This window comes from Odoribacter sp. Z80, from assembly GCF_009935865.1.
In the GTDB taxonomy this organism is placed as follows: domain Bacteria; phylum Bacteroidota; class Bacteroidia; order Bacteroidales; family Marinifilaceae; genus Odoribacter.
On record NZ_QWEL01000006.1, the window covers coordinates 1 to 20,201 of the forward strand.

Annotated in this window: 15 protein-coding genes; 12 read left to right on the plus strand and 3 right to left on the minus strand. The window is 43.6% G+C overall.

From position 1 onward, the window contains the following. The first annotated feature begins 358 nt into the window (after positions 1 to 358). The 3 genes from rpsO (at position 359) to D1136_RS06860 (ending at position 4,237) form a co-directional block, all read left to right on the plus strand. Positions 359 to 628: a 30S ribosomal protein S15 gene (gene rpsO, locus D1136_RS06850; RefSeq protein ID WP_202623090.1), complete on the plus strand. Its 270-nt coding sequence runs from the start codon at positions 359 to 361 to the stop codon at positions 626 to 628. 103 nt (positions 629 to 731) lie between these two features. Next, positions 732 to 2,996 (plus strand): polyribonucleotide nucleotidyltransferase, encoded by a 2,265-nt coding sequence (pnp, locus tag D1136_RS06855; protein ID WP_161876890.1) that lies wholly within the window; start codon positions 732 to 734, stop codon positions 2,994 to 2,996. Between the two features lie 143 nt (positions 2,997 to 3,139). Beyond that, a complete protein-coding gene (locus D1136_RS06860) occupies positions 3,140 to 4,237 on the plus strand; it encodes a PdxA family protein (protein WP_161876891.1) in 1,098 nt (365 codons plus the stop codon). Between the two features lie 112 nt (positions 4,238 to 4,349). Here D1136_RS06860 and D1136_RS06865 read toward each other — a convergent pair whose 3' ends face one another. After that, on the minus strand, positions 4,350 to 5,309 hold the full coding sequence (locus D1136_RS06865) for a GNAT family N-acetyltransferase (protein WP_161876892.1): 960 nt from the start codon (positions 5,307 to 5,309) through the stop codon (positions 4,350 to 4,352). 161 nt (positions 5,310 to 5,470) lie between these two features. Here D1136_RS06865 and D1136_RS06870 point away from each other — a divergent pair, with 161 nt between their 5' ends. Beyond that, positions 5,471 to 6,631: a clostripain-related cysteine peptidase gene (locus D1136_RS06870; protein WP_161876893.1), complete on the plus strand. Its 1,161-nt coding sequence runs from the start codon at positions 5,471 to 5,473 to the stop codon at positions 6,629 to 6,631. A 2-nt stretch (positions 6,632 to 6,633) separates the two neighbouring features. Beyond that, complete coding sequence (locus tag D1136_RS06875) at positions 6,634 to 7,971, plus strand: MATE family efflux transporter (protein ID WP_161876894.1); 1,338 nt, start codon at positions 6,634 to 6,636, stop codon at positions 7,969 to 7,971. A gap of 13 nt (positions 7,972 to 7,984) precedes the next feature. Here the strand turns inward: D1136_RS06875 and D1136_RS06880 are convergent, their stop codons facing one another. Then, entirely contained in the window at positions 7,985 to 10,078 is a 2,094-nt protein-coding gene (locus tag D1136_RS06880) for a M3 family metallopeptidase (protein WP_161876895.1), read from the minus strand. Between the two features lie 148 nt (positions 10,079 to 10,226). Here D1136_RS06880 and D1136_RS06885 point away from each other — a divergent pair, with 148 nt between their 5' ends. Further along, the gene (locus D1136_RS06885; RefSeq protein WP_161876896.1) at positions 10,227 to 10,790 is read left to right on the plus strand and encodes an RNA polymerase sigma factor; all 564 of its coding nucleotides are present in this window, start codon (positions 10,227 to 10,229) and stop codon (positions 10,788 to 10,790) included. 237 nt (positions 10,791 to 11,027) lie between these two features. Next, complete coding sequence (locus D1136_RS06890) at positions 11,028 to 11,861, plus strand: hypothetical protein (RefSeq protein ID WP_237567011.1); 834 nt, start codon at positions 11,028 to 11,030, stop codon at positions 11,859 to 11,861. Positions 11,862 to 11,870: 9 nt separating this feature from the next. On the opposite strand, the gene D1136_RS06895 is transcribed toward D1136_RS06890, so the two are convergent. Further along, the gene (locus tag D1136_RS06895; RefSeq protein ID WP_161876897.1) at positions 11,871 to 14,237 is read right to left on the minus strand and encodes a DUF748 domain-containing protein; all 2,367 of its coding nucleotides are present in this window, start codon (positions 14,235 to 14,237) and stop codon (positions 11,871 to 11,873) included. A 169-nt stretch (positions 14,238 to 14,406) separates the two neighbouring features. On the opposite strand from D1136_RS06895, the gene cmk reads away from it, so the two are divergent. The 5 genes from cmk (at position 14,407) to D1136_RS06920 (ending at position 19,986) form a co-directional block, all read left to right on the plus strand. Then, positions 14,407 to 15,105, plus strand: a complete 699-nt coding sequence (gene cmk, locus D1136_RS06900; protein ID WP_161876898.1) for a (d)CMP kinase — start codon at positions 14,407 to 14,409, stop codon at positions 15,103 to 15,105. A 14-nt stretch (positions 15,106 to 15,119) separates the two neighbouring features. Continuing rightward, entirely contained in the window at positions 15,120 to 15,968 is an 849-nt protein-coding gene (locus tag D1136_RS06905) for a 4-hydroxy-3-methylbut-2-enyl diphosphate reductase (protein WP_161876899.1), read from the plus strand. A gap of 16 nt (positions 15,969 to 15,984) precedes the next feature. Beyond that, entirely contained in the window at positions 15,985 to 16,965 is a 981-nt protein-coding gene (gene pfkA, locus D1136_RS06910; RefSeq protein WP_161876900.1) for a 6-phosphofructokinase, read from the plus strand. A gap of 116 nt (positions 16,966 to 17,081) precedes the next feature. Beyond that, positions 17,082 to 19,514 (plus strand): primosomal protein N', encoded by a 2,433-nt coding sequence (gene priA / locus D1136_RS06915; protein ID WP_161876901.1) that lies wholly within the window; start codon positions 17,082 to 17,084, stop codon positions 19,512 to 19,514. Positions 19,515 to 19,581: 67 nt separating this feature from the next. Then, a complete protein-coding gene (locus tag D1136_RS06920; RefSeq protein WP_161876902.1) occupies positions 19,582 to 19,986 on the plus strand; it encodes a hypothetical protein in 405 nt (134 codons plus the stop codon). Positions 19,987 to 20,201: the final 215 nt, after the last annotated feature.

Consider the following 20,201-nt stretch of genomic DNA (forward strand, 5'->3'; position numbering starts at 1 on the left):
TCTGGGGACGGTTTGGACCGTTTTCCAAGGGTCACCTTCATCCGTTTTTAAGGGGTCGGTTTTTCCGTTTTTTCCACTTGGAAGATGGTAGAAGAACTGAAGGAAAAGGGAATGGAGGAAGAGAAAGTGGTGGAAGCGGAAACCATATTGCGGGAAATGATGAATGAATGAAAATAAGTCTTGAAGTTTTATGGGAGATTTTAGGAGGCCCCTTCGGGGGCAGAAGTGGTGTGTCCTCTGATTTTATTTAAATATGTGGTTTCTGAAATATTAATTGGAGCTTCTTTTGCAAATTCGAGAGAAATCAGTATCTTTGCGGCGTTTAAACGATATTATTCAATTTAAAGAATTAGAAATCATGTATTTATCAGCAGAAAAAAAACAAGACCTTTTTTCTCAGTACGGAAAGTCTAATAAAGACACTGGTTCTGCGGAATCTCAGATTGCTTTATTTTCCTACCGTATCAGTCATTTGACAGAGCATCTGAAGAAAAATCACAAAGACTTCGGAACTCAGAAAGCTCTGATTAAATTAGTTGGAAAACGCCGCTCATTGCTGGACTATCTGAAAGACCGCGACATTGAAAGATATCGTGCGATTATCAAAGCATTGAATATACGTAAATAAAAAATACGTTTTCCGCAAGCCCGGCTTCGACCGGGCTTGTTTTTATCCTCCCTCCTCCCTCCCTTGAAAAGAATTCCGTAAAAATTTTAACCGTTAAGTTGTTATGAACGTTATTGAAAAGACTATTACTCTGGCTGACGGAAGAGTAATTACACTGGAAACCGGAAAATTGGCTAAGCAGGCCGATGGAGCCGTTATGGTGAAAATGGGCAACACGATGTTGCTTGCCACGGTAGTTTCTGCTCAGGATGCAGGTCCTGATGTGGATTTTATGCCTTTGTCCGTGGATTATAAAGAGAAATTTGCATCTGTCGGTCGTTTCCCCGGAGGTTTTACACGGAGAGAAGGAAAATCTTCTGATTATGAGATTTTGGTGTCTCGGTTGGTGGATCGTGCTTTACGTCCTTTGTTTCCGGACGATTATCATGCAGAGACTTTTGTCCAGGTGACTCTGTATTCTGCTGACGAGGAATCAATGCCGGATGCTTTGGCTGGTTTGGCTGCATCAGCTGCTATTGCTGTTAGTGATGTTCCTTTCCATGGTCCGATTTCTGAAGTGCGTGTGGCTCGTATCAACGGGGAGTTTGTCATTAATCCTACCGCTTCTGCATTGAAAAATGCTGATTTGGATATTATGGTGGGAGCTACCTATGAAAATATCATGATGGTGGAAGGAGAAATGAACGAGGTATCTGAAAAAGAGATGCTGGATGCCATCAAATTCGCCCATGCTGCAATTAAGGAACAATGTCTTGTACAGAAGGAATTGGCTGCTGCTGTCGGTAAGGAAAAGCGCACTTATTGCCATGAGGTGAATGATGAAGAATTACGTAAAGATATTTGGGACAAGTGCTATCAGAAGGCTTACGATGTAGCTCGTCAATGTAATGCCAACAAGCATTTGCGCGGGGAGTTGCTGGATGGTGTACGGGCTGAATATTTGGCTTCGTTGTCGGAAGAAGAGCAGGAGACTAAGAAAAATTTAGTAGCCCGTTATTATCATGATGTAGAGAAGGAGGCCATGCGTCGGATGATTTTGGATGAAGGAGTCCGTTTGGATGGGCGTACTACGGAACAGATTCGTCCGATCTGGTGTGAAGTAGGGTATCTTCCTGGTCCTCACGGTTCTTCTATCTTTACCCGGGGTGAAACTCAGTCTTTGTCTACTGTGACTTTGGGTACCAAATTGGATGAGAAGCTCATTGATGAGGCTACTATTCAAGGAAAGGAAAGATTTTTATTGCACTATAATTTCCCTCCGTTTTCAACGGGTGAGGCAAAAGCTTCGCGTGGGGTAGGCCGTCGTGAGATCGGTCATGGAAACCTGGCTTTCCGGGCTCTGAAACCGATGATACCGCAAGATTTTCCTTATACTATACGTGTCGTATCCGATATTCTGGAATCTAACGGTTCGTCTTCTATGGCGACGGTATGTGCCGGAACTTTGGCGTTGATGGATGCCGGTGTGCCTATGAAAAAACCGGTAACCGGCATAGCTATGGGATTGATTACTGATAAAGGATGTGCTAAATATGCCGTTCTGTCTGATATTCTGGGAGATGAAGACCACCTCGGTGATATGGACTTCAAGGTGACCGGAACCCGTGACGGTATTACGGCTACTCAGATGGACATCAAGGTGGATGGTTTGTCTTATGAGATTATGGAACAGGCATTGGAACAGGCAAAACGGGGACGGATGCATATTATGGATATCATTACTGAAACGATGCCGGCTCCTCGTGAAGACCTGAAGCCGCATGCTCCGCGTATTGTGACCGTTACCATTGATAAAGATCAGATTGGTGCGTTGATTGGTCCTGGTGGAAAAATCATTCAGGATATTCAGGAAAAGTCTGGTGCTACGATCAATATTGAAGAGGTAGGTAATAAGGGTATTGTGGATGTGGCTGCAACCAATAAGGAGTCCATTGATTTGGCTTTGGCGCGGATTCGTGCTATTGTGGCGAAACCGGAAGTCGGAGAAGTGTATGACGGGGTGGTGAAATCCATTATGCCTTTCGGAGCCTTTGTTGAGATATTGCCGGGAAAAGACGGTTTGCTGCATGTTTCTGAGATTGATTACAAACGGATTGAGAAAGTGGAGGACGTGTTGAAGGAAGGGGACCGTATTCAGGTGAAGTTATTGGAGGTGGACCCTAAAACCGGAAAACTTCGTTTGTCGCATAAGGCTTTGTTGCCGAAACCGGAAGGATGGACTGAACGTCCGGAACGTTCGCGCGGAGAGCGTCCGGAGCGGGGAGAAAGACGGGAACGTCCGATGCGTCACGACCGTGGTGAAAGACGGGAACATGGTGAATCCCGGCCTGAGAAACCGGAAGATGACAATCAGGAAAGTGCAGATTGATTTTCGGAATGAATACAAGAGAACTGCCATGCTGGGATCTACCAGTATGGCAGTTTTATTTTTTTGTAATAATGCTGTTTCAATTGTTATTCTGACTTTGTTTATAATTTTATATATTTGCAATTCATAAAATAGTTTCATTTATGGATAACAGATTACTTGTTGGAATCACTCATGGGGATGTGAATGGTATAGGCTATGAGTTGATTATAAAAATGATGGCGGAAAATAAGATGTGTGAGGTTTGTACGCCTGTGCTTTTCGGTTCTTCGAAAGTAGCCGCTTATCATCGGAAAGTCCTGAATATCGAAAATTTTAATTTAAATAGCATACAAAAGGCCCAGGAGGCTAATGCCAAACGCTGTAATATTGTTAATTGTGTAGACGATGCGATCAAGGTAGACCTGGGTCAGGAGACAGCAGAGTCGGACGAGGCTGCTATGACGGCTTTAAAAGTGGCTTTGGATGCCTTGGACCGGGAAGATATACAGGTGTTGGTAGGGGCTCCGCAGGGATGCCGTTCTTTTCAGCCGGCGGAGAGTTGTCCGGCTTTTTTAGCAGCCCGTTATGATGCACGTAATGTGATGCCCTTGCTGGTGGGTGAAAAGATGAAGATGGGATTTGTTACCCATCATTTGCCTTTCCGGGAGGTGAGTGAGCAGATTTCTGTAAATAATATATTTTACAAGTTGAAATTATTGAATAGCTGTCTGCAAAGGGATTTTACAATCCGTAAGCCCCGAATTGCTGTTTTGGGATTGAATCCGCATGTTGGTGAGGGGTGTATGTATGGTGAAGAGGAAAGAAATATCATTATGCCGGCAATAGAGAAAGCCCGTGATAATGGCATTATGGCATTGGGTCCGTATGCTCCCGATAGTCTGTTTTGCGGGATTGAGTTTGAAAAATTTGATGTGATTCTGGCGATGTATCATGACCAGGGGATGATTCCGTTTAAGACGATAGAGGGAAATACAGGAGCCGTATTGTTGGCTGGTTTACCTGTTGTTTATACTTCTACGGTACATGGAACTGCTTATGATATTGTAGGGCAGGGAATCGGAGATGAATCTGCTATGCGAAATGCTGTTTATCTGGCGATGGATGTTTATCAGAATCGTACCATGAATGAGGAATTGACCCGAAATCAGTTGAAACATTACGATATTGCTTCCAATAGCAATGAAAGTGATTTGAATGTAGAACAAATAGCGGGTGTTAAGAACGATACGGAAGAATAAATATCTTTAGGAAATAAGTTATTGTAAAAAAGTTACCTGATACCCAGGTAACTTTTTTTTACGTTAAAAAAAACTTTGCTTGCTTTTTCCGACAGGCAGGATTTTTTATTCCTTATTTCCTGCTTTTTAGTTTATTCAATAAGTTAGGAATATAGGTAGCGATATGCCGCTTTTTTTTGGCTTCGTATACATCGGCTATTTTGATTAGGATAGCAGTTTCTTCCACTCCTCCGAAGCCAGGGTTAACAGCTGTCCCGAACATTTTCATAGAGGGGGAGAGACTCATGTATGCGTTTACCAAAGGGGGGATATTTTCACCCAATTCTCTGACATAGCGGGATAGGATTTTATAGTCTTCGTTGTAGTCCGTTCCGGTAAAGATTTGCTGCATTTGTTTTTCGTCAATATGAATTTCCAGGGGATGGATTGGTGAGACCAGATTTTCCACGTCATTGAAATATTTTTTCATAAAGAACAAAATCATATTCCGGGCTTGGATATTGAAACTGGTGTACATGGTAACTTTCCCGAAAAAATATTCTATTTCGGGGTGGTCTACCGTCAGGGCACCCAGTCCGTCCCATAGGTTATCCAGTGCAAACACGGATTTTCTGCCCATCTTTGTTGATTGGTAGAGCGGGTGAACGAAAGACCGTCCCAGCTCAATCATACGGGGGAGGTAATTTTCTTTAAAAGGTTCGGAAAAGCGGAATAGTTCCGATGTTGCCAGATTGGGTTCTCCTTCGGCATTCCGGTCTAAGTGATTGCACAGGATATAGCGATAACCTCCTATAATCTCCTTCTCCTGGGGATCCCATACGATCAGTTGTTCGTAGGGAGAGGTTTCATGAATGTCGAATTCATCAATGTCGGTGTCTTTTCCTGTACCTCCGCCTGCACTTCTGAAAGTCAGTTCCCGGATTCGTCCCACTTCTTTCATCAGGTTGGGAGAATTTTTAAAATTGAAGGTATAAATCTCATTTCCGGCTTTGTTTGTTTTCCGTACGAATCTTTCTTCTGTTAGCTCGGCAATAAGTTTTTCTTTTTCAACAGGATATATGACAGGTTGCATAGAAGTTGGTTTATCCTTACGTATTTTATAGATTTTTTAAGGTGCAAATATAATGATTTGAATTTAAAAGGTTACCGGGGAAAATGTAAAAATTATAAGGAGGATTTGATTTTGTGTTCCCCATACTTTTTGTTAATTTTAGGCATTAAAATAAGAGCATTATGCAGCTTTTGAAGAAGATAAAAGTAATCATTCTCTGTTGTGCAGGTTTGACGGCCTGTCATAAGGACCATCCGGTAAGTTATGACCGTACGGTGTTGGTATATATGGCGGCGGATAATTCGTTGAGTTCCGACGGTTATGCCAATATAGAACTGATGCTTGAGGGTATGAAAAAGGTATCGGGAAGGTTGGTGATTTATTTTGATTCTGATGATGATGTTCCCCGGTTGATGACAGTGGAGAAAAACAGTTCGGGTGTTCCCCGTTTAGATACCATTGCTGTTTATGCGGAGGAAAATTCCGCTTCCGTCAAAGTATTGAGTCGGGTTGTAGAGCAGGTAAAGAGGCTTTACCCGGCAGATTCTTACGGTTTGATATTGTGGTCGCACGGCATGGCCTGGCTTCCCGAAGGGTATAACTTTCCCCGTAATTACCATTCTTATGAGCGGAGGGGAGAGATGCCCCGGACGAAATATTTCGGAGAGGACCTTCATCCGTCTGAGGGGATTGGGAAGGAATATATGGATATTTGGGAGTTAGGGCAAGGATTACCCGGCGGTTTCCATTTCATTCTGTTCGACGCCTGTTTTATGGCTTCAGTGGAATCTTTGTATGAATTGAGAAATAAAACGGAATATGTGATTGCAGCTCCGGCTGAAGTGATAGCTGACGGTTTCCCTTATGATAAAATGATACCTTACCTTTGGGGAGGAGAAGAGGATTTAAAACAGGTATGCCGGGAGTTTTATGATTATTATAATTATCATGCTCATGGAGGGTACTGGCGTTCTGCGATGGTTTCTTTGGTGAGAATGCCTGAATTGGAGGCTTTGGCGGTGAAGGCGAGGGATATTTTAAAGGGACGGACTGATTTTGCCGATGCCTGGAGTTATCCTTTGAGCAGTTCTTTTTTGCCTGATGTTTTTTTTGATTTGGGAGATTATATGCGCCATATGGCTTCTGCGGAAGAATATGCCGCTTTTCAGGCCGTGTTGGACCGGACGGTGGTCTATAAGGCCACTACCGGGAAGTTTTTCGGTGTTTCCGTATCTCCTGAACATTTTAGTGGATTGTCGACTTATATTCCTTATTCGAAGTGGGCACAGATGAATACTTATTATTATTCGTTGGGTTGGCCCGGATATGTATATAGTGAGTAGTGATGAACCGGCGAATTCTGAGTTTAGCTGTTCCGGCTATTGTTTCCAATATTACCGTGCCTTTGCTGGGGTTGATAGATGTGACTATTGTCGGACATCTGGGGGCTACGGCTTATATCGGGGCGATAGCTGTCGGCGGGTTGTTATTTAATATCCTGTATTGGAATTTCGGCTTTCTCCGCATGGGGACCAGTGGTTTGACTTCCCAGGCATACGGGCGTAAGGATGCGGAAGCGGAAGTGCGGGTTCTTGTTCAGGCTCTTGGAGTGGGACTGTTGGCTGCGGTGGCTGTTTTGTGTCTTCAATATCCGGTGGAGCGGCTTGCTTTTTATTTGCTGGATGCGGGAGCTGAAGTGGAGCGGTTTGCGGTGGACTATTTCAGGGTTTGTATCTGGGGAGCTCCGGCAGTGCTGATGATGTACGGTTTTAAGGGGTGGTTTATTGGCATGCAGAACTCCCGTTTCCCAATGTATATTGCCATCGGAGTAAATTTAATCAATATTGTTTGCAGTCTTTTTTTTGTTTTTGGATTGGGGATGAAGGTGGAAGGAGTGGCATTGGGGACAGTGGTGGCTGAATGGTCCGGGCTTGCGATGGCGATAGTGCTTTGGTGGAGGCGATATGGATATTTGTGGAGTCGGATAGATTTTCGGGAGAGCTTACATTTGGCTGCAATGCGGCGTTTTTTTTCGGTCAACCGGGATATTTTTTTGCGAACTCTGTGTCTGATTGCCGTGACTGCCTTTTTTACTTCGTCGGGTGCCCGTCAGGGTGATGTTATTTTGGCCGTGAATACCCTTTTGATGCAGTTGTTTACGCTTTTCTCCTATATTATGGATGGATTTGCTTATGCGGCGGAAGCATTGGCCGGACGATATATCGGTGCCTGTAATTTAAAGCAATTGCGGCATGCTGTGCGTAATTTGTTTGGTTGGGGAGGTGCATTGGCCCTGCTGTTTACTTTGTTGTATGGGATAGGAGGAAGACATTTCCTGGGGATTTTGACCGATGACCGTGAAGTGGTTCTCGGTGCCGGTCAATATTTTTATTGGGTGTTGGCAGTGCCTTTAGCCGGTTTCGGTGCTTTTTTATGGGATGGAATTCTGATCGGAGCTACGGCAACACGCCAGATGTTATGGGCTATACTGGTTGCCTCAGGGGCTTTCTTCGGAATTTATTATGTCTGTTCCGGAAGTACGAACAATCATATTTTATGGTTGGCTTTTTTAGTTTATCTTTTTTTGAGGGGAGTTATGATGACTTTCTGGGGAAAACGGATTTTCAGGGAGGAGTATCTGGTTGTGATGTGCCGGAAAAATGGGTATGGTAAAATGATGTAGAATACGGATTTTATCAGGTGTGTTTGCCGGTTATGATGCCGCTTCTTTCGAGAAGGGCCCGGATAGTTGGTTCCTGCCCCCGGAAGCGTTTGTATAACACCATAGGATGCTCGGATCCGCCTTTTTCCAATATGTTTTTACGGAAAGATGTGGCGGTGTGGGAATCAAAAATACCTTCCTGTCTGAATAGGGAGAAGGCATCAGCATCCAAAACTTCGGCCCATTTATAGCTGTAGTAGCCTGCTGCATAGCCTCCTCCGAAAATATGTCCGAAGGCTGTGGAAAAACAATTTCCTTCTATGGCAGGGAACAATTCGGTGGAAGCCATGGCTTGGTTTTCAAAGTCGGCAACGGAACCGCTAAAGGGGGAGGTCAGGGTATGCCATGCCATGTCTACCAGTCCGAAACTTAACTGGCGTACACTTTGATATCCGCTTTGAAAGTTGGCAGCATTCCGGATTTTAGTGATGTACTCCTGAGGAATCTTTTCTCCGGTTTGATAATGAACGGCCCAAGTGTCCAGCCATTCTTTTTCAAGTGCCCAGTTTTCCATTATTTGAGAAGGAAGTTCGACAAAATCACGATATACATTCGTTCCGGCAGTGGAGTTGTAGGTACATTGGGATAACATGCCGTGTAAGGCGTGTCCGAATTCATGGAGGAAGGTTGTCACTTCGTCAAAAGTGAGGAGGGAGGGCTTACTGTTAGTTGGTTTACTAAAATTCATGACGATTGAAACATGGGGTCGAATGTCCTTGCCTTGATGTTTGCTTTGGCCCCGGAATTCAGTCATCCATGCTCCGCCGCTTTTGCTTTCTCTGGGGAAGAAATCAGTGTATAGGATAGCCAGGAATTGTTGATTGGAATCGTATACCTCAAAGGTTTTGATGTCTTCATGATATTTGGGTAAATGATTCATTTCCCGGAAAGTGAGGCCATAGAGTTTATGGGCCAAATCAAATACGCCTTTCTGTACATTCTCCAATTGGAAATAAGGTTTTAGAAGTTCATCGTCGAGGGCATATTTTTCTTGTTTTAGTTTGTTGGAATAGTAACTCCAGTCCCACCGTTGAAGTTCTTCGCAGAATCCTTGATTACGGGCAAATTCTTCCACTTCTTTTTTTTCTGCCTGCGCAAAAGGAAGTGAAGCCGATAACAATTCTCCCAGGAAAGCGAATACGTTTTCCGTATTTTCTGCCATCCGGTCAGTTAAGACATACTCGGCATATGTATTATAGCCTAACAACTGTGCTTTCTCAAGACGCAGGGAGACCATTTTTTTGATAATCTCCTTGTTGTCGTAGGCATTGTTTTGATTTGCCCTGGAGGTATAGGCACGAAACATCTTCTCCCGGAGTTTCCGGTTGTCAGCATATTTCAGAAAAGGAAGGTAGCTCGGCGCATGTAAGGTAAACAGCCAGCCTGGCAGTTTTTTTTCTTCTGCTGCCATGGCAGCAGCTTCTATTGTGTCTTCGGGAAGACCGGACAAGTCTTTTTCTTCGGTCAGATGAAGGGTAAATCCGTTTGTTTCGGCCAAGGTATTTTCTTCAAACTGGAGGCTTAAGCGCGACAGTTCCTGGCTGATTTCCCGGAATCGCTGCCGGTCTTTTCCCTGGAGGTTGGCGCCTCCTTTGATAAAGGCTTTCCAGGTATCTTCCAGAAGGGTCTGTTGTTCTGCTGTCAGCGATGAATGGGGGGTATCATGAACCTGTTTCACCCTTTGGAAGAGTTGGGGATTCATGTAAATGCTATTGCTGTATTCAGTTAACCGGGGCGAGATTTGCTGTGCAATTTTTTGCATTTCTTCATTTGTACAGGCTGAGTTGAGGTTGAAAAAAACAGAAGAAATGATATTCAATTGTTCGCCGGCCTGGTCTAATGTGGCTATTGTGTTTTCGAAACTGGCTTGTTCCGTATTTTCTGTAATTCTCCGGATATCCTTGCGGGCTTCAGTAATGGCTTGTTCGAAAGCCGGCAGATAATCTTTCAGCTGAATGCGGTCAAATGGAGGAACCTCGTGGGGGGTGTCAAAAGGTTCCGACAAAGGATTTTTACGGTTTTTATCTTCGTATGCTGAAAACAGGAGTATATAAAAGGTGGGGTTCATATTTTCGTTATTGATTGGATACTTTGGCAAAGTTAATTATTTTCATTTACAATTCTGTCCGGAGGTTTATTGGAGAAAGTTAAATGAACTTTAAAAAAGTATTCTTAGAGAGTAATTATTATATTTGTTCTGGCTTAATTGTATCAGCATGTTGCAGGAAAGAGAAATTTTAATTGCTTTAAAGGCTGGGAAAGAGGAAGGTATGGATGCCTTGTTTGAAAGGTGGTACAGGCCTATGGTTGTGTTTGCTGATTCTTATTTGCATGATTTGCAGGAAGCTGAGGATTTGGTTCAGGAGCAAATGATAAAGTTATGGTCAGCAAAAGTTTTTGACGGGGTTGTTGCCGGGGCTTTAGGAACTTTCTTGTTTACTGTTATCCGGAATGCCTGTATTAATTGGAGAAAGAAAAAAAGGTTGCCTGTGACTGCTTTGGAGGAATTGTGTTCCGTACAGCTTGCGTGGGAAGAGGCTGTACGGATGGATGAAGCCGGAATACAGCTTCTTCGGGAAGCTTTGCAACAGTTGCCGGAAAGAACCCGTTTGGTGGTGGAGTGTGTGGTATTACAGGAGAAGCAATATAAAAAAGCTGCTGAAGAGTTGGGTGTTTCAGTGAATACAATTAAAACTTTATTGAGACAGGGGATAAAGGAGCTGCGCGAGAGATTGAAAGGAAAACGGGAATGTATCTTCTTTTTGATGTTGGATTTGTGACATTTTAAGCAAGTTTTGTTAAAATTTTTGGATATTCCGGTCGGTTTTTAAGATTTTTAAAAAAAGTCCCCGACGAATGGAAACGTTTTAAATTGCATATTTATACTTTTTTATCGTATAAAGTTGCAATATGTTACTGTTATGCTCAAAATCTGTTAAAATGTGAGTTAAAATTCATTTTCACTTCACCCTTTTGTCCTGTTTAGGCGTTTTATAGATGTATAAATTGATGATTAAATGATGATGCATCGGATAACAGGTATAATTTTTTTTCTTGTTGCTTTTTGTGGTTATGGTTGGGGGATGGAAAAGGCTACTTCAGAGTTGGATAATTTAGTGCGTACCTTTAAGGAAAATCCTGCCAATCCTCAGATTACGATTCAGTTGCTGAGGGAGTTAAAGCGGGAAGGGAAGCCGGCAAAGGAAGTTTTGGACCGGTATTTTCAGACTCAGACAGAGGCGGACTATTATAAGGAGTACAATTGGGTTATTGTCCGGGATTTTGTAAATGATATTCGCACTCCTCAATTGCAGTATGTGTTTAGGAACCGGACGAAATTTATGCAGCATTTTTCTATGGATGATGTCTTTCAGAAATTGGATTATGCTTTGGTGTCTTATTTGGGGACCTTTTATCAGAAAGACCAGACGAATTTTCATTTGGAGTTGAAAAAAATCCGGGAGTGCGGGTACGAACATTATGATGTTGTTTACGATTATTTTTATATCAGAGAGATAAAGGCTGCCCGAAATGCGGAGGATTATTTTTATAAGGCCCGGAAATTATTCCGTTATTTTCCGGAGGATCGGCAAATGATTAAAGAAATTACAAACGGAGCCCTGGAACTTATCCATGATGTGTCCAGGTTGAAAGTTATCCAATTGTGGGCAGGGAAAACGGTGGAATCGAAGTCTGATTTTGAAGCCATCTGTAATTATGTGACCATTTCTCAGCGATGCGGTTTTAGCCAGGTCGCCCGGAAATATGCCATGATTGCCCGAAATTTAGCTGAGAAAGGGGATGAACAGATGAAAATACAGGCTTCCCGTTTGCTTCAGACAGTGAATTGATTCGGGTATTTAAATACCTTGATTTTTTGTTTGTTCGGCCGTTACCGGGGAATCTGTTGCCGGTTCATCTCCTTCGAAAATCAGTTTGAGTGTGTATAAATTTTTGCCTGTGTATTGGGTTAATTTTTCCTTCGGGGCTGTGGTTATCCGGAAGTTTTGGTCTGAAATTCCTTGACGAAGTAAATATTCCGTTAAAGTTTGATTGCGTTTCTGGCTGAGTAATCCGGTTAACTGTTCCAGTTGTTCCGCATCGGCTAAAGAGAGAATCTGGTCTTCCAGAGAGGCATTTTTCAATTCCTCATTTACCTGCTCCCGGACATAGGTGAGGAAGCTGAGGTCTTTTGTATCCATTTCAAATATTTTGGTATAATCTATGGGTTGTAGAGTTTCTTTTGTTTTTTCCGGATGTTGCCGGAGATAGAAATTCCTCTTAACATAGAATTGGGATAGGGTGGCCTTGCTTTGCCGGAGGTTTACGTATTGCTCCATTACCAGAGTCATTTCGGGTTTTGCTTTAAGCATTTCTGCCAGTAGGTTGATTTTTGTCAATTGTTCCGGCGTAAAGTCGTTTTGGGTGGCTTCGAACGGAAGGTTTTCTAATTTATCAGAAGAAAGACCGAGCGAGCCGGCCAGGAATTGAATGGGAGATACTGCCACTTTCACCAGAAGGTTGGTGAGGGTTTTAAATATGATTTTTTTATAAGAAAATTCCGGAGAGTTGATGTTGCCTTTCACAGGCAGATTTGTTTTAATCTGTTCGTCTTTATCTTTAATCAGGTATAGTGCTGTTTTTAAAGGGATATTGTATTCCGGTTCGGGCTTTTTTTGTTTGTTGTCTACTTCACATTTGGCTATGTTGAGGTTATTGCGTCCGTCCAGAATGTTATTTTGGATGGCATTGACACTGTTGAATGACAGTATGCCTTTTTTTAACGGATATCCGAAATATTGTAAACTATAAGGTGTAAAAGTTTTTAAGTCAAGGTTTTTGATGTTGAGCACTAAATTGGTGTTACTGATATCATCTGTTTTTCCTTCATAAACGAAAGATATTTTTCCTCCGTTTTTGAGGCTACTGGTTATTTTGACTTTGTTTTGCTGGTCTAACGAAAAACCGTCGGCTTTTAGGTTGATGTTTTCTAAATTGAATGTAAAAGGTGAGTGGAGGGTTTTATCCTCAAAAACAAAGAGAGAACGATTTATCCGGAAGGTGTCAATTTTAAAATGGGGTTGTTTTGTTGTTTCAGAGGAAGCCGTTTGAGGAATATTCTGTTCCTCGCAGTAGGAAGAGTCTGTTGTTTCAGTGTTCAATAAATCGGTTATTGTATTTCCTTCGGGGCGCATTTCGAAACTGCTCCGGAGGCCGTCGATTGCAATTCGGTTGAAGTGGAAAACGGCTTTTTCCGGATTTATGCTTGTCATTTCTATGGAAAGGCTATCGGTAGCCAATACAGGTTTGTTGCTGAGGTCTGTCAGGGATAGTTGCCGCAGATTTACGGATCCCCGTATGTTCAGATCTGTTACGTGCCGGGTGTTTCCTTCAATGTTCAGGTGGGTGGTTAACAGTCCGTTTATGTCGTTAATTTTCAGGAAATCGGTCAGGTAGGGTTTCACCGGAGCTATGGAAAAATTGCTTAGGTCAATATCGAGCAGATAGGTGTTTGCTTCCAGATTGTACTGGATTTGAGTTTGCAGGTGGCCTCCATCATTAAAATTCAAACCTATTCCCACATCCGTATTTTTGCCGTTGAAATATACACCGGGGATTTGCAGGCTGAAATTATCCATTCCCCAGATGGAATTCCGGATGAGGTCCTGGTATTGGATTTGTCCTTCCTGTATGCTGATGTCATACAGGGCTATGGTCATTCCTTCGGCAGATGATACTGAACTGGTAGTGTCTATGATTATTCCTTCAACAGGAGCCGTTGGGCCGGTGGTGTTTGTGGATGCTTCGGGAGAAAGCAGGGAATCTGTCGGTTGGGACATGCTGTTGTCAGTCCCCAGAGCCATCAGGTCATCGAAGTTGAAGACAGAACCTTGTTGCCATATTTTCAGGCGAGGGTTGACCAGATGAATGCGATTGATCCGGATTTCGTTGGCTAACAGCCGGTGTATACTCATGTCTACGGATAAGGTGTCAAATGAGACAAAAGTACCCTGTTCGTCCTTTTCCCAGATTTCGAAGCCTGTGATGCGGGCATAACCCGTGAAAATATTCAGATACAGGCCTTGTATCTGAATTTGGCGGCCAATGAATTCTTTGCTGTGTTTTACGATATAGTTTTTGGCTATCGGAGGGGTTACAAAAGTAAGGATAATCAACAGAACTAATATTGCACTTAAGGTGATAGTAAGCGGTTTAAGAATTTTCATGTCTGGAAAATTATAGTTAAAACGGCGTTTTTGCAAAAGTAATGCTTTATTTATAAAATGACAGCCTTGGGGAGTTTTGATTTCTATCGATTGCAGCAATTTTGCTCTGAAGGATAGGTGTGTAAACAGGTATATAAATACCAAAAAATATTTTATCTTTGTGCGCGTTATGGAAAAGGACCAAAAAACGATTGTAGTAGCTGTAGATGGCTATTCTTCTACGGGGAAAAGTACCATAGCCAAGATGATTGCTTCCCGTTTGAGAATCACTTATATAGATACGGGAGCGATGTATCGGGCAGTGACTCTGGCCGCCTTACGCAGTGGGGTGATTGACGGGGGCAAAGTGGATTTGGAAGCTTTGCGGGAGTGTCTGAAGAATATTCATATCGGTTTCCGGTATAATACTGCTACACAGGTTTATGAGACTTATTTGAACGGAGAGTATGTGGAAGGGGAAATCCGGAGTATGGAGGTATCTAATCAGGTAAGTATGGTTGCTGCAGTGGATTTTGTGCGGGAATTTTTGGTTGCTCAGCAACGGGAACTGGGGAAGCGGGAAAATGTGATTATGGATGGAAGGGATATCGGTAGTGTTGTTTTTCCGGATGCTGAGGTGAAGTTTTTTATGACGGCTTCGCCTGAAGTGCGGGCGGAACGCCGGTATAAAGAACTGAGAGAAAAAGGGGAGAATGTAAGTTATGAGGAAGTTGAGGCTAACGTACGTACACGGGATTATATAGATACCCATCGGGAAGTGAGCCCGTTGAAGCAGACGGAGGATGCCATTGTTGTGGATAACAGTTGTATGAGTATAGAGGAAGAATTGAGTTTTATGATAAGTAAAATTCAAGAGGTTGGAATGTAACAGGTATTTTAGAGATGATTGTTGAGATTGATGAGCATTCGGGTTTTTGCTTTGGTGTAGTCAATGCCATCCGGAAAGCTGAGGAGGAGTTAGAGAAGGGAGTTCTTTATTGTGTCGGGGATATTGTGCATAATGATTTGGAGGTGGAGCGTTTGCAGCGGAAAGGGCTTCGTACCATCGGACATGCTGAATTTACCGGTTTACGTGATTGCAGGGTGTTGTTCCGGGCTCATGGAGAGCCTCCGCTTTCTTATGAGTTGGCTATACGTAATGGAGTGGAAATCATTGATGCTTCCTGTCCGGTGGTGTTGAATTTGCAGAAGAAGATCCGGGCAGCTTATGAAAAGACGAAAGAGAAAGGGGCTCAGATTGTCATTTATGGGAAGCAGGGACACGCTGAGGTTGTGGGTTTGGTAGGTCAAACAAACGGAACGGCTGTCGTTGTGGAGAAAGAAGAAGATTTGCAGCAGATAGATTTTTCCCGTCCCGTTATCCTTTTTTCCCAGACTACAAAGAGCCTGGCGGGGTTTAAAAAGGTTGCCGCTCTTTTGCAAGAGAAAGGCAGGGCGGGGGTGACAGTATATGATACGATATGCCGGAAGGTGGCAAACCGTATACCTCAATTGAGGAAATTTGCTGCTTTGCATGATGTCATTTTGTTTGTCAGCGGAGAAAAGAGTTCGAATGGAAAGCAGTTGTTTTCTGTGTGTAAGGAAGTGAATCCGCGTACTTATTTTGTTCAGGGGGTGGCAGATGTAAAGCCGGAAATGTGGGAACATTCGGCAAGTATAGGGATAAGCGGTGCTACTTCCACACCCCGTTGGATTATGGAAGAGATGAAGAGTATGATAGAACAACAATAAATTAATTACATGAATTATGGGAAAAATTAAAAGAATCGGAGTCCTGACTTCGGGAGGGGATGCTCCGGGAATGAACGCAGCCATCCGGGCTGTGGTCCGCGCGGCCATTTTTAATGGGTGCGAAGCTTATGGTATCTATGGAGGATATCAGGGATTGATTGAGGGGGATATAAAAAAAATGAAATCCAGTGATGTAAGCAATATTATTCAACGGGGTGGTACTATTTTAAAATCGGCACGAAGTACGGAATTCCGTACGCCGGAAGGACGGACGAAGGCTGCCCAGAAGTTGGCTGAATATAAGATCGACGCTTTGGTTGTGATCGGAGGTGATGGTTCTTTTACGGGGGCCAAATTGCTGATTCAGGAACATGATATTCCGGTGGTCGGACTGCCGGGAACCATTGATAATGATTTGTATGGTACGGATTCGACTATTGGGTATGATACGGCAGTGAATACGGCAGTGGAAGCTGTGGATAAAATTAAAGATACGGCCAGTGCGCATAACCGTCTTTTCTTTGTGGAAGTGATGGGACGGGATGCTGGTTTTATTGCATTGCGTACGGCTATTGCTGCTGGTGCCGAGGCTGTGTTGGTTCCGGAGGTAGAGACGGACCTTACAACTTTGGAGCATTTTATCGAGAAGGATTACAATCCCAAAAATTCCAGTGGCATAGTCATTGTGGCTGAGGGGGAAAAATCCGGAGGAGCTTATAGTATTGCTGAAAAAGTAGCACAGAAACATCCGGAATATGACATTCGCGTGTCTGTTTTGGGACATATGCAGAGAGGAGGGTCGCCTTCTCAGTTTGACAGGGTACTGGCCAGTCAGCTGGGTGCGGCTGCCGTAGATGCTTTGTTGGATGACCAGAAGAGTATTATGGTTGGTATAATGAATCGAGAGATTGTTCATGTTCCGTTTAATAAAACCATTAAACATACCAAGAATCTGAATTCCGAATTATTGGCTTTGGTACGGGTACTTTCGGTATGAGCTTTGGAAAAGGATTTGGGAAAGGCAGTTGTTTTTCAACTGTCTTTTTTTGTTTTATATACGGTGGAGAGTATAATAATTTGTATTTTTGAGTGATTAAAGCCGATGTAATAGGAATGAAATATGCAGATGTTATAGTGCCTCTTGCTGTGGAGGGAATGTATACTTACGGGATCAGAGAAGAATGGGAGGAGCGTGTTCGTCCGGGTATGTTAGTATTGGTTTCTTTTGCCGGTCATAAGAAGTATACGGCTCTGGTTGGGCGTGTACATGACTGTAAACCGGAGGGCTATGAGGTGAAATGGCTGGAAGAAATCGTGGAGGAGCGGATTTGTTTGGGTGATGAACATCTGAAGTTTTTATTTTGGGTGAGTGAATATTACATGGCTACTTTGGGTGAGGTGATGAAAGCGGTTTTCCCGGTGGCTTTCCGTTTGGAGAGTTTTACTGCGCTTATCCGGACTTGCAGGGAGGGGGATGATGTTGTGCTGACGGAACAGGAGAAGATGTTGTTGGGTTTTTTACGGCCCGGGGAGAGTGTTGCGCTGAGGGAGGCGGAAAAGTATCTGAAGTTAAGACACGGTTTGGTAGTGGTCCGTTCTTTACTGGATAAAGGGTATATTCAGGTGAAGGAGACGGTTGGAGAAACGTATCGGGAAAAGACGGAGCGTTATGTTGTCTGGGGCCGGAAGTATTCCGACGAGCAATTGAACAGGATTCTGGATGGTTTGAAAAAAGCTCCGGTGCAGTATAGGATGGTATGCCGGTGGATAGAATGGGGGAAGGATGAGATGTTGCGGGGGGATTTTCTGCAACAGACCGGGCAAAATGCGGTGGCCTTGAAAACTTTGTGTGATAAAGGAATTTTACGGGTCGTAGAGCGTTCTGTGAGTCGTTTGGAGGAAGGGAGAGCTTGTGATCACGGATGGCATCCGTTAACTGCGGAACAATCCGGAGCGTTGCATGATATTAAGAATGGTTTTGCCGGAAAAGATTGCGTTTTGTTGCAAGGAGTTACTTCTTCCGGTAAGACGGAAGTATATATTCATTTGATAAAAGAATACATAGAGCGGGGAGAGCAGGTATTGTATATGTTGCCGGAAATTGCTTTGACGGTTCAGATTGTGAAGCGGTTGCAGAGTGTGTTTGGGGAAAAGGTGGGGATTTACCATTCCGGCATGTCGGATGCAGCCCGGGCTGAATTATGGAAAAAGCAGTGCGGACCTTATCCTTATCCTTTGATTCTGGGGGTACGCTCTTCTGTATTTCTGCCTTTTTCCGGGCTCGGTTTGATTATTGTGGATGAAGAGCATGATCCTTCCTATAAACAAAAAGAACCTTCACCCCGTTATCAGGGCAGGGATGCCGCCATTATGCTGGGAAAAATTCATGGGGCCCGTGTTTTGTTAGGGTCGGCAACGCCTTCGTTTGAATCCTGGCAAAATGCAGTGAGCGGAAAATACGGATTAGTAAGACTTAACGGCCGGTATGGGGGAATACAAATGCCTGAGGTTGTGTTGGCAGATGTCGGGGAATATCGCCGGAAAAAATTGATGAAGGGGAGTTTTTCCCCTTTGTTGGTTCATGAGATGGAAAAGGTATTGTCTGCCGGGAAACAGGTGATTTTGTTTCAGAATCGCCGGGGGTATTCCACTTATGTGCAATGCGGGCAATGCGGTACCATACCGAAATGTAAGTATTGTGATGTGAGTCTGACTTATTATAAGCAGCGGAATGTGTTGGTGTGCCGTTATTGCGGAGCTATGTTACCAATGGAGGACGTGTGTTTGGAATGTGGCAGTGGCCACTATAAGGAGATGACTCCGGGAACGGAAAAAATAGAGGAAGAGGTCGGGCGTTTGTTTCCGGATAAGAGGGTTGCGCGGATGGATTTGGATGTGATGAGCAGTAGGTCCAGGTATAAAGCGGTTATAGACGATTTTGCTGCAGGAAAAACACATATTTTAATCGGCACCCAGATGGTTACGAAAGGGCTGGATTTTGAGAATGTAAAATTAGTAGGGGTGATGGATGCTGACAGCATGGTGAATTTTCCGGATTTCAGAGCCGAAGAACGGGCTTATTGCATGCTGACTCAGGTGAGCGGGCGAAGTGGCCGGAAGGGGGAGAGGGGGAAAGTGGTTATTCAGGCTGCAGATTTGAAAAATCGGGTTTACCGGATGTTGACGGAAGGAGATTATGAAACCTTTTTTTCCCAGCTTGTTGCTGAGCGGGGCTTTTTCCTGTATCCTCCCTGTGCCCGGTTGATTCAGATGGAATTCCGGGCCAGGGATGCGGTTGTTTTGCGGCATGCTGCAAATCGTGTGGCTATGCGATTAAGGGAGAAGCTGGGGAAAAGGGTTTGCGGACCGGCAGTGCCGGAAGTAGGCCGTATCGGCGGATTGTATCGGCTGGTGGTGATGCTGAAAATAGAGACCGGGATGTCTTATTCCGGAGTGAAGTCTTTTATACGCAAAGAATTGGTTGAATTGCGGCGGGAGAAGGATTTCCATACGGTGAGGATTTTTTGTGACGTTGATCCGTATTGACCCGTCTATTGTATAGTAAATTTTTTATCTTTGTTTCTTCTTTTGCGGAAACAATAAAAAAGATAATATGAGCAGGGATACATTGATATTGTTGGCTTTTTGTGTATTTGCCTTGTTAGCGGGCATGCGGATAAAACAACGTTTCCGGGCGTGGAGAAACAGAAATGTACCCCATCCCATTTATAAAAATCAGCGTCCTAAGATGGCGCGTGCGGAGGAACCTCCTGAAGTCAGGGCCCGTCGTCTGAGGCGGGAACAACGGGAGCGTTTTTTCACTATCGCCCAGTTATTTGTTTTGGGCGGGTTGATGGTCTATATGCTCCCGGCTTTAGTGCAGGATTTTGCAGTTTCCGGCCGGGTGAGTGCTTCTCATCTTTTTTTACGTTGTTTGATATTTGTATTCACTATTTATATTTTTCTTCTGGGTTATTTTAAGGTGGTTAAACGGAGAGATAAGGAAAATATGGATTAGCAGCAGACAGGAGGGCTTACGTTCTCCTGATTTTTTTGCAAAACCTTAAACGAAGGCTTAACGTTTTTTAAGTTCTAAAATTTAACATTTGGAAGGGGATTTTCTAATTTTGGTGTATCTAAAATCAAGTATTTTGCTATCATTAAAATCTGCTAAAAAAGAGAATCTTTTCAAACAGATTTAGGGAAGTTTCGTAAGAGATTTTATTAAGATAT